Source organism: Pseudomonas sp. Mb7 (assembly GCF_054790525.1).
This window is the reverse complement of the sequence record NZ_CP186501.1, coordinates 5,274,829-5,286,822: the sequence shown is the minus strand read 5'-3', so window position 1 is coordinate 5,286,822 and position 11,994 is coordinate 5,274,829. Positions and strand designations below refer to the sequence as shown.

Annotated in this window: 12 protein-coding genes; 8 read left to right on the top strand and 4 right to left on the bottom strand. The window is 60.4% G+C overall.

Features of this window, described 5'->3' with window-relative positions; genetic code table 11:
* The first annotated feature begins 1 nt into the window (after position 1).
* Entirely contained in the window at positions 2-919 is a 918-nt protein-coding gene (locus tag ACOYXH_RS23895; protein WP_460409981.1) for an SdiA-regulated domain-containing protein, read from the top strand.
* 84 nt (positions 920-1,003) lie between these two features.
* Here the strand turns inward: ACOYXH_RS23895 and rpiA are convergent, their stop codons facing one another.
* The gene (gene rpiA, locus ACOYXH_RS23890; protein WP_007913886.1) at positions 1,004-1,678 is read right to left on the bottom strand and encodes a ribose-5-phosphate isomerase RpiA; all 675 of its coding nucleotides are present in this window, start codon (positions 1,676-1,678) and stop codon (positions 1,004-1,006) included.
* A 146-nt stretch (positions 1,679-1,824) separates the two neighbouring features.
* Here rpiA and ilvA point away from each other — a divergent pair, with 146 nt between their 5' ends.
* Complete coding sequence (ilvA, locus tag ACOYXH_RS23885) at positions 1,825-3,339, top strand: threonine ammonia-lyase, biosynthetic (RefSeq protein ID WP_041072159.1); 1,515 nt, start codon at positions 1,825-1,827, stop codon at positions 3,337-3,339.
* A gap of 40 nt (positions 3,340-3,379) precedes the next feature.
* On the top strand, positions 3,380-3,793 hold the full coding sequence (locus ACOYXH_RS23880) for a DUF2269 family protein (protein WP_220557138.1): 414 nt from the start codon (positions 3,380-3,382) through the stop codon (positions 3,791-3,793).
* Between the two features lie 93 nt (positions 3,794-3,886).
* Here ACOYXH_RS23880 and ACOYXH_RS23875 read toward each other — a convergent pair whose 3' ends face one another.
* The gene (locus ACOYXH_RS23875) at positions 3,887-4,543 is read right to left on the bottom strand and encodes a histidinol-phosphatase (protein WP_095049428.1); all 657 of its coding nucleotides are present in this window, start codon (positions 4,541-4,543) and stop codon (positions 3,887-3,889) included.
* 143 nt (positions 4,544-4,686) lie between these two features.
* On the opposite strand from ACOYXH_RS23875, the gene ACOYXH_RS23870 reads away from it, so the two are divergent.
* Both ACOYXH_RS23870 and ptsP read left to right on the top strand, forming a co-directional pair.
* Positions 4,687-5,166 carry an RNA pyrophosphohydrolase gene (locus ACOYXH_RS23870; protein ID WP_003229203.1) on the top strand — a complete coding sequence of 160 codons (480 nt, stop codon included), beginning with the start codon at positions 4,687-4,689 and terminating at the stop codon, positions 5,164-5,166.
* Positions 5,167-5,188: 22 nt separating this feature from the next.
* The gene (gene ptsP / locus ACOYXH_RS23865) at positions 5,189-7,468 is read left to right on the top strand and encodes a phosphoenolpyruvate--protein phosphotransferase (RefSeq protein ID WP_007913900.1); all 2,280 of its coding nucleotides are present in this window, start codon (positions 5,189-5,191) and stop codon (positions 7,466-7,468) included.
* A gap of 315 nt (positions 7,469-7,783) precedes the next feature.
* Here ptsP and ACOYXH_RS23860 read toward each other — a convergent pair whose 3' ends face one another.
* On the bottom strand, positions 7,784-8,530 hold the full coding sequence (locus ACOYXH_RS23860; RefSeq protein WP_095049429.1) for an NRDE family protein: 747 nt from the start codon (positions 8,528-8,530) through the stop codon (positions 7,784-7,786).
* Between the two features lie 132 nt (positions 8,531-8,662).
* On the opposite strand from ACOYXH_RS23860, the gene ACOYXH_RS23855 reads away from it, so the two are divergent.
* From ACOYXH_RS23855 to ACOYXH_RS23845, 3 genes are all read left to right on the top strand, one after another.
* A complete protein-coding gene (locus ACOYXH_RS23855; protein WP_016983201.1) occupies positions 8,663-9,445 on the top strand; it encodes a sulfite exporter TauE/SafE family protein in 783 nt (260 codons plus the stop codon).
* A gap of 79 nt (positions 9,446-9,524) precedes the next feature.
* The gene (gene lgt, locus ACOYXH_RS23850) at positions 9,525-10,340 is read left to right on the top strand and encodes a prolipoprotein diacylglyceryl transferase (protein WP_007913003.1); all 816 of its coding nucleotides are present in this window, start codon (positions 9,525-9,527) and stop codon (positions 10,338-10,340) included.
* A gap of 50 nt (positions 10,341-10,390) precedes the next feature.
* Positions 10,391-11,362 (top strand): thymidylate synthase, encoded by a 972-nt coding sequence (locus ACOYXH_RS23845; protein WP_258708952.1) that lies wholly within the window; start codon positions 10,391-10,393, stop codon positions 11,360-11,362.
* A gap of 118 nt (positions 11,363-11,480) precedes the next feature.
* Here ACOYXH_RS23845 and cadR read toward each other — a convergent pair whose 3' ends face one another.
* Positions 11,481-11,930 carry a Cd(II)/Pb(II)-responsive transcriptional regulator gene (cadR, locus tag ACOYXH_RS23840; RefSeq protein WP_007912999.1) on the bottom strand — a complete coding sequence of 150 codons (450 nt, stop codon included), beginning with the start codon at positions 11,928-11,930 and terminating at the stop codon, positions 11,481-11,483.
* Positions 11,931-11,994: the final 64 nt, after the last annotated feature.

Sequence of the window (11,994 nt, the reverse complement as noted above, 5' to 3'; positions counted from 1 at the left end):
AATGCGTCGACTTGCCCGTCCCAAACCCCTGATTATCATCCTGTCGGTGATTGCCCTGATCGCGTTGCTCGCGATCGGCCAATACATGCGGCTGTTCGAGCGCGCCTGGTTCAACTTGCACACTCTGTGGCAACCGCAGAGTAGCGAGTCGATTGGGCTGGATCAGTATCGCGTCGAGATTGAGGCACGGGTGATTGACGGGCTGGACGACGATGTTTCGGCGCTGACCTTCGATCCAGTGCGCAAAAGCCTGTTCACTGTGACCAACAAGAATTCCGAGCTGGTCGAACTGTCGCTTGAAGGCAAGATCCTGCGGCGCATTGCCCTGATTGGTTTTGGCGATCCCGAAGCCGTCGAGTACATCAGCGCCGACACCTACGTGATCACTGATGAGCGTCAGCAGCGGCTGATCAAGATTCACTTGGAGGCAGGCACCACATTCCTCGACGCGGCGGACGCCGAGCAGATGACCCTCGGTGTGCATATGGCCAGCAACAAAGGTTTTGAAGGCCTGGCGTATGACTCGGTGGGCAAGCGCCTGTTTGTCGCGAAAGAGCGCAATCCGATGCTGATCTACGAAGTGCACGGCTTTCCGCACTTCAATCTGGAGAAGTCCTACGCGGTGCATGTGATCAACGATCCCAAGCGTGACGCCGGGATGTTTGTGCGCGATCTGTCGAGTTTGCAGTACGACGAGCGCAGCGGGCATTTGCTGGCACTGTCGGATGAGTCGCGGCTGATTCTGGAGCTCGATGTCGGCGGGCGCCCGTTGAGTACGATGTCCATCAGTGGCGGCCGGCAGGGTTTGAAGAAAACCGTGCCGCAGGCGGAAGGCATTGCGATGGATGATGACGGTACGTTGTATCTGGTGAGCGAGCCGAACCTGTTTTACGTCTTCAAAAAGCCAACCCCGAACTAACCAACACTACAAAACACTGTGGGAGCGAGCCTGCTCGCTCCCACAGGTTTATTCGTCTGCCCATTAATTGCGGGCAGTCTGGGATTACTCAGCCTTCAGGGTTTTCACGCCTTCGCTAGTACCCAGCAGCAACAGGTCCGCCGGACGCGCCGCGAACAAGCCGTTGGTGACCACACCGACAATCGCATTGATCTGCGCTTCCAGCTCCACCGGGTTGGTGATCTGCAGGTTGAACACATCCAGAATGATGTTGCCGTTATCGGTCAAAACGCCTTCGCGGTACACCGGGTCGCCGCCCAGTTTCACCAGTTGGCGTGCGACGTGGCTGCGGGCCATCGGGATCACTTCGACCGGCAGCGGGAACTCGCCCAGCACCGGCACCAGTTTGCTGGCGTCGGCGATGCAGATGAAGGTCTTGGCCACGGCTGCAACGATCTTCTCGCGGGTCAGCGCTGCGCCGCCGCCCTTGATCAGGTTCAGGTGCGCGTCGCTTTCATCGGCGCCGTCGACGTAGAACTCCAGGTCGCTGACGGTGTTCAGCTCATACACCGGAATCCCGTGACCCTTGAGGCGCGCGGCAGTGGCTTCGGAACTGGCCACCGCGCCATCGAAGGCGCCCTTGTGCTGGGCCAGGGCGTCGATGAAGCAGTTGGCGGTGGAGCCGGTGCCGACCCCGACGATGCTCTTGTCGTCGAGTTTCGGAAGGATGAAGTCGACGGCGGCCTGAGCCACTGCCTGTTTGAGTTGATCCTGGGTCATGCGGGCTCCGGAAGCGGGCAAGGTGAGAACGGAAAGGCCGGCATTATAGCCGCAAGCGAGGCTAAAACCTCTGGATTCGTGTGGTCGTCCGGCTGAAAGCCGGGTTAGACTCGTTGGTCCCGCCCAATCGCCAGTGATGCTTTCCGATGCTCGAACAGTACGTCAAAAAGATCCTCACCTCGCGCGTTTATGACGTTGCCGTAGAAACCCCGTTGCAGAACGCTCGCCAGCTCTCCGAGCGGCTGGGCAATGACATCTGGCTCAAGCGCGAAGACTTGCAGCCAGTGTTCTCGTTCAAGATTCGCGGCGCCTACAACAAACTCACCCAGCTGACTGACGAAGAGCGTGCCCGTGGCGTGGTCACTGCGTCGGCGGGCAACCATGCGCAAGGTCTGGCCCTGGCGGCGAAAGTGCTGGGCGTCAAAGCCACCATCGTCATGCCCAAGACCACCCCCGAGATCAAAGTCGAAGGCGTGCGCTCGCGTGGCGGCAAAGTAGTGCTGCACGGTGACTCGTTCCCGGAAGCTCTGGCGTACTCGCTGAAACTGGTCGATGAAAAAGGCTACGTCTACATCCACCCGTACGATGATCCGCACACCATTGCCGGGCAGGGCACCGTGGCGATGGAAATTCTGCGCCAGCACCCGCAGCCACTGGACGCGATTTTCGTTCCGGTCGGCGGCGGCGGCCTGATCGCCGGCATCGCTGCCTACGTGAAATACCTGCGCCCGGACATCAAAGTCATCGGTGTCGAGCCGGACGACTCCAACTGCCTGCAAGCGGCGATGGCCGCCGGTGAGCGTGTGGTGCTGCCGACCGTGGGCATCTTCGCCGACGGCGTGGCGGTGGCGCAGATCGGCCAGCACACCTTCGACATCTGCAAAGACTACGTCGATGAAGTGATCACCGTCAGCACTGACGAGATCTGTGCGGCTATCAAGGATATCTACGACGATACCCGCTCGATCACCGAACCTGCCGGCGCATTGGGCGTGGCCGGGATCAAGAAATACGTCGAGTTGCGTGGCGTCAGCGGCCAGACCTTCGTGGCCATCGACTCCGGCGCCAACGTCAACTTCGATCGCTTGCGCCACGTCGCCGAACGCGCCGAGCTGGGTGAAGGCCGCGAAGCGATAATCGCCGTGACCATCCCCGAGAAGGCCGGCAGCTTCAAGGCGTTCTGCGAAGCGATCGGCAAGCGCCAGATCACCGAATTCAACTACCGCTACAACACCGGCAGCGAAGCGCACATTTTCGTTGGCGTGCAGACCCATCCGGAAAACGACCCGCGCAGTGCATTGCTGGCGAGCCTGACCGAACAGGGTTTCCCGGTACTCGACCTGACCGACAACGAACTGGCCAAGCTGCACATCCGCCACATGGTCGGCGGCCACGCGGCGCACGTGATTGATGAAGTGGTGTTCCGCTTCGAGTTCCCGGAGCGTCCGGGCGCGCTGTTCAATTTCCTCAATAAGCTCGGTGGGCGCTGGAACATCTCGATGTTCCACTACCGCAACCACGGCGCTGCCGATGGTCGCGTGGTCGCCGGTCTGCAAGTACCGCACGACGAGCGTCATCTGGTGCCGGCGGCGCTTGAGGAAATCGGTTACCCGTACTGGGATGAAAGCGAAAACCCGGCCTATCAGCTGTTTCTTGGCTGAGCGGCTACGCTGATGGGCATGGCCCAAGGAAGAGAAATACATGGAAACCCTGACCACCCTGAAAGTCCTTCACGTCGCGGCGACCGTGGTCATACTCGCGAGCGGGCTGGGGCTTGCCGCCCTGACCTGGCGTAATCGCAGCGAAGGGCCGGCCAGCACGATGCAGCGTCCCTGGCTGTTTATCTGGTGTTTGATGCTGATCGGTATGTTCAGCATGCCTTTCACCGGCTGGTGGTTGGTACATCTGATCGGCTGGCCACTGGGGCAGTTCTGGATTCTGGGGTCCAGCGTGATCTATGCCGTGGCCACGTTGAGTGCAGTGTGGCTGTTGGTGCGGCTTAATCGGCTGTGGACTAGCGGGGTTGGTAACTGGAAATTCACGTTGGCGCTGGCGATTGTCAGCGGCGTCGGGTTTCTCGCCATTGCGGGGTTGATGGGGGCTAAGCCTGTTTAAGGCTTGAGACCGCGTAGACCCAATCGCGAGCAGGCTCACTCCTACATGGGGATGCGTTCCCCTGTAGGAGTGAGCCTGCTCGCGATAGCGATTTCAGTCGCGCAGAGTAATGACCGGCCAGCCACGCTTTTCCGCCTCGGCCCGCAGATTCGGATCCGGATCGACAGCCACCGGATTCGCCACCTGCTCCAGCAACGGCAAATCATTCATCGAATCGCTATAGAAATAGCTGCCTTCCAGCGAATACCCGGTCTCTTCCAGCCAACGATTCAGCCGCGTCACCTTGCCCTCGCGAAAGCACGGAATGTCGGTGCTGCGCCCGCTATAACGGCCATCAACCATTTCACACTCGGTTGCGATCAGGGTTTCAACGCCCAGGCGCACAGCAATCGGCGCGGTGACGAAGCGGTTGGTCGCGGTGATGATCACCAGTTTGTCGCCGGCGTCCCGGTGTTTTTTCAGCAGTTCCAGCGCCTTCGGCAATACGATCGGCTCAATGCAGTCGCGCATGTAATCGTTGTGCCATTGCTCAAGCACGGCCATTTCGGTGCGGCCGAGGATCTCCAGGCAGAAGTTCAGGTACGCGGCGTTATCCAGTTTGCCGGCCAGGTAATCCTGATAAAACTCGTCGTTGCGAGCCTTGTACGCAATCGGGTCGAGGAAGCCGCGTTCACACAGATAGTCGCCCCAGGCGTGATCGCTGTCGCCGCCCAGAAGGGTGTTGTCCAAATCGAATAGAGCCAGGCGCATTGCAGTTACCCGCTGAAAAGTCAGTAAAAAGGCGACAAGAATACGGTCTTTTCACAAGAGTGCACATAAGGTAGGAAGCCTCGTTGCCGCCTTATCAACCTTTGTGGAACAATGCGGCGACATGCGTTTGCGAGGTTGTTGCCGTGATCGACCCCGATGGTTTCCGCCCCAATGTCGGGATCATTCTGACGAATGACGCCGGCCAGGTGCTATGGGCTCGCCGTATCAATCAAGATGCCTGGCAGTTTCCGCAAGGGGGAATCAACCCTGAAGAGACGCCGGAAGACGCCTTGTACCGCGAGCTGAACGAAGAAGTTGGCCTGGAACGTGAAGATGTTGAAATACTGGCCTGTACCCGGGGCTGGTTGCGCTATCGTTTGCCGCAACGTCTGGTGCGTACGCACAGCCAACCGCTGTGCATCGGCCAGAAACAGAAATGGTTTCTCCTGCGCCTGATCTCCAACGAGCAGCGGGTGCGGATGGATTTGACCGGTAAACCGGAGTTCGATGGCTGGCGCTGGGTCAGCTATTGGTATCCGTTGGGCCAGGTGGTGACATTCAAGCGCGAGGTGTATCGCCGCGCCCTCAAAGAGCTTGCCCCGCGCCTTTTAGCGCGCGACTGACGACGGAGTTCGACCCCGAGCCATGCTCAATACGCTGCGCAAGATCGTCCAGGAAGTTAACTCCGCCAAGGATCTCAAGGCGGCGTTGGGGATTATTGTGTTGCGCGTCAAAGAGGCCATGGGCAGCCAGGTCTGCTCGGTCTACCTGCTTGATCCCGAGACCAACCGCTTCGTCCTGATGGCCACCGAGGGCTTGAACAAGCGCTCGATCGGCAAGGTCAGCATGGCACCCAACGAAGGTCTGGTCGGTCTGGTCGGCACGCGTGAAGAACCCCTGAACCTCGAAAACGCTGCGGATCACCCGCGCTACCGTTACTTCGCCGAAACCGGTGAAGAACGTTACGCCTCGTTCCTCGGTGCACCGATCATTCACCACCGCCGCGTCGTCGGCGTGTTGGTTATCCAACAAAAAGAACGCCGCCAGTTCGACGAAGGTGAAGAAGCCTTCCTCGTGACCATGAGCGCACAGCTTGCAGGCGTTATCGCCCACGCCGAAGCCACCGGTTCGATCCGTGGTCTGGGCCGTCAGGGCAAAGGCATTCAGGAAGCCAAGTTCGTCGGCGTGCCGGGTTCGCCGGGGGCCGCCGTCGGTACTGCGGTGGTCATGCTGCCGCCGGCCGATCTCGACGTGGTGCCGGACAAGACCATCACCGACATCAATGCCGAACTGGCGCTGTTCAAGACCGCCATCGAAGGCGTGCGCGCCGACATGCGCGCGTTGTCCGCCAAACTCGCGACCCAACTGCGTCCGGAAGAGCGCGCACTGTTCGACGTCTACCTGATGATGCTCGACGATGCCTCGCTGGGCAGCGAAATCACCACCGTGATCAAGACTGGCCAGTGGGCGCAGGGCGCGCTGCGTCAGGTGGTCACTGAGCACGTCAACCGTTTCGAACTGATGGACGACGCCTACCTGCGTGAGCGTGCGTCGGACGTCAAAGACCTCGGTCGCCGCCTGCTCGCCTACTTGCAGGAAGAGCGACAGCAGAACCTGGTCTATCCGGAAAAAACCATTCTGGTCAGCGAAGAGCTGACGCCGGCGATGCTCGGCGAGGTGCCGGAAGGCACGCTGGTCGGTCTGGTTTCGGTACTCGGCTCGGGTAACTCGCACGTCGCGATTCTCGCCCGGGCCATGGGCATTCCGACGGTGATGGGTCTGGTCGACCTGCCGTACGCCAAGGTCGACGGCATCGAAATGATCGTCGATGGCACACGCGGCGAGGTCTACACCAACCCGAGCGAAGTGCTGCGCAAGCAGTTCGCCGAAGTCGTCGAAGAAGAGAAACAACTGGCGCTGGGCCTCGACACCCTGCGCGACCTACCGTGCGTGACCCTCGATGGCCACCGCATGCCGCTGTGGGTCAACACCGGCCTGCTGGCCGATGTGGCGCGGGCGCAGAAGCGTGGCGCCGAAGGTGTCGGCCTGTACCGCACCGAAGTGCCGTTCATGATCAACCAGCGCTTCCCGAGCGAGAAGGAACAACTGGCGATCTACCGCGAGCAACTCGCCGCGTTCCACCCGCAACCGGTGACCATGCGCAGCCTCGACATCGGCGGTGACAAGTCGCTGTCGTACTTCCCGATCAAGGAAGACAACCCGTTCCTCGGCTGGCGCGGCATTCGTGTGACTCTCGACCACCCTGAAATCTTCCTGGTGCAGACCCGCGCGATGCTCAAGGCCAGCGAAGGCCTGAACAACCTGCGGATTCTGCTGCCGATGATCTCCGGCACCCACGAACTCGAAGAAGCCCTGCACCTGATCCACCGGGCCTGGGGTGAAGTGCGCGACGAAGGCACCGACGTGCCGATGCCGCCGATCGGCGTGATGATCGAGATCCCGGCAGCGGTGTACCAGACCAAGGAGCTGGCGCGGATGGTCGACTTCCTGTCCGTCGGTTCCAACGACTTGACCCAGTATTTGCTGGCGGTCGACCGTAACAACCCGCGTGTGGCCGATCTCTACGACTACCTGCATCCGGCGGTGCTGCAAGCCCTGCAAACCGTGGTACGCGATGCCCATGCCGAAGGTAAACCGGTGAGTATCTGCGGCGAAATGGCCGGTGATCCGGCGGCGGCAGTGCTGTTGATGGCGATGGGTTTTGACAGTTTGTCGATGAACGCCACCAACTTGCCGAAGGTGAAGTGGATGCTGCGTCAGGTCAATCTGAGCAAGGCTCAGGAATTGCTGGCGGAGCTGATGACCATCGACAATCCGCAAGTTATCCACAGCTCGCTGCAATTGGCGCTGAAGAACCTTGGGTTGTCGAAGATGCATCCGCCGGCGGTGGTCAAGGCCCTCTGAAGATCAAAAGCCCCTCACCCTAACCCTCTCCCGGGGGGAGAGGGGACTGATTGGGGGATGCTGCAGAACTCCGCCGACCTGAAAGTGCTTTGCTGGATCCATAATCGATTCAAACCGACTTGAGGTGTTGTGCTGAATCCATAATCGAACCGCACCGGGCTGGAAGTGCTGTGTTGAATCCATAATCGATTCACACCGACTTGAAAGTGCGTGTTGAATCCATAATCAACTCGGTCTTTCAGGTCGATGCATGGCTCAAGACACCTCGGTCGGCCCCCTCTCCCTTTGGGAGAGGGCTGGGGTGAGGGTTGGCTTTTAAGCTGTTATTTCCACTTCACCCAAATGCCCGCCATACGGCCCAAAACTCCGCTCCACCATCCGCCGCGCCCCATCCGCCTGCACAATCAACGCCGTACTCGCCCGCGTCCCGTAACTCTGGCTGGCGATAAACACGCTCGATAACAATGACTCCGTCGCCAGACCCACCCCAGTATCCGGCAACTCGGCAAACGGCGCGGTCTGCGCATCGCCCAGCAGCTCCATCAAGCGCTCAGGCTGCGGATCATCCAGCACTGCACTCAACGCAGCCTTGGCCTTGAGCAACTTCGGCCACGGCGTATCCAGCCCGGCATTCGACAGTCCGTAAACACCTGGCTCCAGCATTACTGGTTCCGACATCCGCGCATTGAAGTGCCACAGCTCATGGCTGTTGCCGAGCAGCAGATTAAACCCGGCATATTCCGGCGCACGTCCGACCACATCGCTCAAATAATCATCAATCGACGCATCGTCGGTGAGAAATCGCGCCACCAACTCACCCCGTGACTTGCGCGCTGGCGGTTGATGCGGATCGCGGATATTGGTCAGCGCGGCAAAGCGTCCGTTGGCGCCAATCCCCAGCCAACTCCCGCCGGCCTCAAGATCACGTCCGGCATGCACATGCGGCGCTTCTGGCCATGGCGCCAGTGGCAGGCTTGGCCGGGCGTAGAACTCGTCACGGTTGGCCGCGACGATCAGCGGCTGGGCATGGCCCGGGCGCCAGGCGAAAACAATCAGGCACATAAGGTGGTCCTTGTGTGTGTTTTGCTCACTCTACGCATCCGGCGTCCGTGCATCCATCGCCAGTGGAGCCAAAGGGTGTGCATCCGTTACCATGCCGCTCCGGTTTTGCGGATGCGGTCTGGGGAGACGGTCATGGAATTTCTGCTCTATCTGGCGCTGGGCGCCTGTGCGGGCGTGCTGGCCGGGCTGTTCGGGGTTGGCGGCGGGATCATCATCGTGCCGGTGCTGGTGTTCAGTTTCACCTTGCAGGGCTTTGATCAGTCGATCCTCACCCATCTGGCGGTCGGGACGTCGCTGGCGACGATCATCTTCACCTCGGTCAACGCCGTGCGTGAGCATCACCGTCGAGGCGCAGTGCGCTGGCCGATCTTCATGTGGATGGCCGTCGGCATTCTGCTCGGTGCAGGTTTCGGCGCGCTGACTGCGGAAGCGATTTCCGGGCCGCACCTGCAAAAGATCATCGGCGTGTTTGCCTTGATCATCTCGGTGCAACTGGCGCTGGACATTAAACCCAAGGCCAGCCGAACGGTGCCGGGTAAACTCGGTCTGACCGTGGCCGGCAGTGTGATCGGTTGGGCCTCGGCGATTTTTGGCGTGGGCGGCGGTTCGCTGACCGTGCCGTTCCTGACCTGGCGCAGCGTGCCGATGCAGCAAGCCGTGGCAACCTCATCGGCCTGCGGTCTGCCGATCGCCCTTGTCAGTGCATTAAGTTTCATGATTCTGGGGTGGCACGATCCGTTGTTGCCACCGCATAGTCTCGGTTTTGTTTATTTACCGGCGCTGCTGGGCATCGCCCTGACCAGCATGGTCTTCGCCCGCATCGGCGCGCGTTTGGCGCACAGATTGTCGCCGCGCTTGCTGAAACGGCTGTTCGCCGCTTTGCTGTTCAGCGTGGGTCTGAGCTTCCTGCTTTAACCGCGTCGCAATCCTGGCTTAATCCTGAGGTGGCAGCGTCGCCCGGGAATTTTGGTTTCAACTCTAACGAGGAGTCGCAATGCTGCCTTACCCGCAGATCGACCCGGTGGCCCTGGCCATCGGTCCGCTGAAAATCCACTGGTACGGTCTGATGTACCTGATCGGCATCGGCGGTGCGTGGCTGCTGGCGTCGCGCCGGCTCAACCGTTTCGACCCGACCTGGACCAAGGAGAAACTCTCCGACATGGTCTTCTGGATGTCGATGGGCGTGATCGTCGGCGGACGTCTGGGTTACGTGCTGTTCTACGATCTGAGTGCCTACCTGGCCAACCCGACGCTGATTTTCGAAGTGTGGAAGGGCGGCATGTCGTTCCACGGCGGGTTCATTGGCGTAATGCTCGCAGCCTTGTGGTTCGGCAAGCGTAACGGCAAGTCGTTCTTCCAGTTGATGGACTTCGTCGCACCAATGGTGCCGATCGGCCTGGGTGCTGGGCGCATCGGTAACTTCATCAACGCCGAGTTGTGGGGTAAAGCCACCGACGTGCCGTGGGCGATGGTCTTCCCGCCGTTCAGCGATCCGGCGCAACTGCCGCGTCACCCGTCGCAGCTGTATCAGTTCGCGCTGGAAGGCGTGGCGCTGTTCCTGATCCTGTGGATTTTCTCGCGCAAACCGCGTCCGACCATGGCCGTTTCCGGCATGTTCGCGCTGTTCTACGGCATCTTCCGTTTCATCGTCGAGTTCGTCCGCGTGCCGGATGCGCAACTGGGCTACTTGGCCTGGAACTGGCTGACCATGGGCCAGGTGCTCTGCGTGCCGATGATCGTTGGCGGGCTGTTCCTGATCTGGCTGGCCTATCGTCGCGCGCCGGCAGCACCGCTCGCACCGACGGCTTAAACTACGAACCCCGGCGCGCGACGCCGGGGCTCAAAGGACACAGGTAACTCATGAAGCAATATCTCGAACTGGTCTCGCACGTCATTCAGAACGGCACCAAACAGGCCAACCGCACCGGTATCAACACCATCAGCTTCCCGGGTGCGATGCTGCGTTTCGATCTGCAGGAAGGTTTTCCGGCGATCACCACGCGCAAAATGGCCTTCAAATCGGCCATCGGCGAGATGTGCGGATTTTTGCGTGGCGTGAACAACGCCGCTGAATTCCGGGCGCTGGGCTGCAAGGTCTGGGACCAGAACGCCAACGAAAACGCGCAGTGGCTGGCCAACCCGTTCCGCCAGGGCGACGACGACCTCGGCGAAATCTACGGCGTGCAATGGCGCAAGTGGCCGGCGTACAAGCAGATCCCGCTGAGCAACACCGCCGCCATCGAACAAACGCTGAGCAACGGCTACAAGCAGATTGCTCAGGGCGAAGAAGACGGCCAGGCCTACGTGGTGCTGTACAAAGCCATCGACCAGGTGCGCCAGTGCGTCGATACGATCATCAACGATCCGGGTAGCCGCCGTATTCTGTTCCACGGCTGGAACGTTGCTCAGCTGGATGAAATGGCCCTGCCGCCGTGCCACCTGCTGTACCAGTTCCACCCGAACGTCGAGACCAAAGAGATCTCCCTGACCCTGTATATCCGCTCCAACGACCTGGGTCTGGGCACGCCGTTCAACCTCACCGAAGGCGCTGCGTTGCTGAGCCTGATCGGTCGCCTGACCGGCTACACGCCGCGCTGGTTCACCTATTTCATCGGTGATGCGCACGTCTACGAGAATCACCTGGACATGCTCAACGAACAGCTCAAGCGCGAGCCGTTCGCCATGCCTAAGCTGAAGATCTCGGATCGTGTGCCGGAGTTTGCCAAGACTGGCGTGTATCAGCCGGAATGGCTGGAGATGGTCGAGCCGAGCGATTTCTCGCTGGAAGGCTATGAGCATCACGCGCCGATGACCGCGCCAATGGCGGTCTAGTCAGCAGGATCGTTCCCACGCTCTGCGTGGGAATGAATCCCGTGACGCTCCGCGTCACTTAGGACGCGGAGCGTCCATGGCGGCATTCCCACGCGGAGCATGGGAACGAGCGCCAACGTCAGTGGCCGTGGCTGCGGCCTACGTGGGAGTGTTCAACTTCCGTCGCGACAACCCCGCCACTCACTTCCAGCCGCTGCAAAATCCCGCATTGATCGGCCATCGGCCCTTCTCCACAACGTTGGCGCAGGTCGAGCAGTTGCGTCTGCAACGCCAGCAACCCATCAATCCGCGCCTTCACATGCTGGATATGCTCGTCGATCAGCGCATTGACGCTTTCGCACTGGTCTTGCGGACTGTCGCGCAAGGCGAGCAGGCTGCGGATTTCTTCGAGGGTCATGTCGAGGGTGCGGCAGTTGCGGATGAAGGTCAGGCGTTCGGCGTGGGCCTGGGTGTAGACGCGGTAGTTGCCGTCGCTGCGAGCCGGTTCCGGCAGCAGGTTTTCGCGCTCGTAGTAGCGGATGGTTTCCACGGCGCAGTCGGTGAGTTTGGCCAGTTCTCCGATCTTCATGACGGCAATCTCCAAAAGGGTGCTTGACCCTATAGTGGCTACAGGGTCTTTACTTGGCAACAGG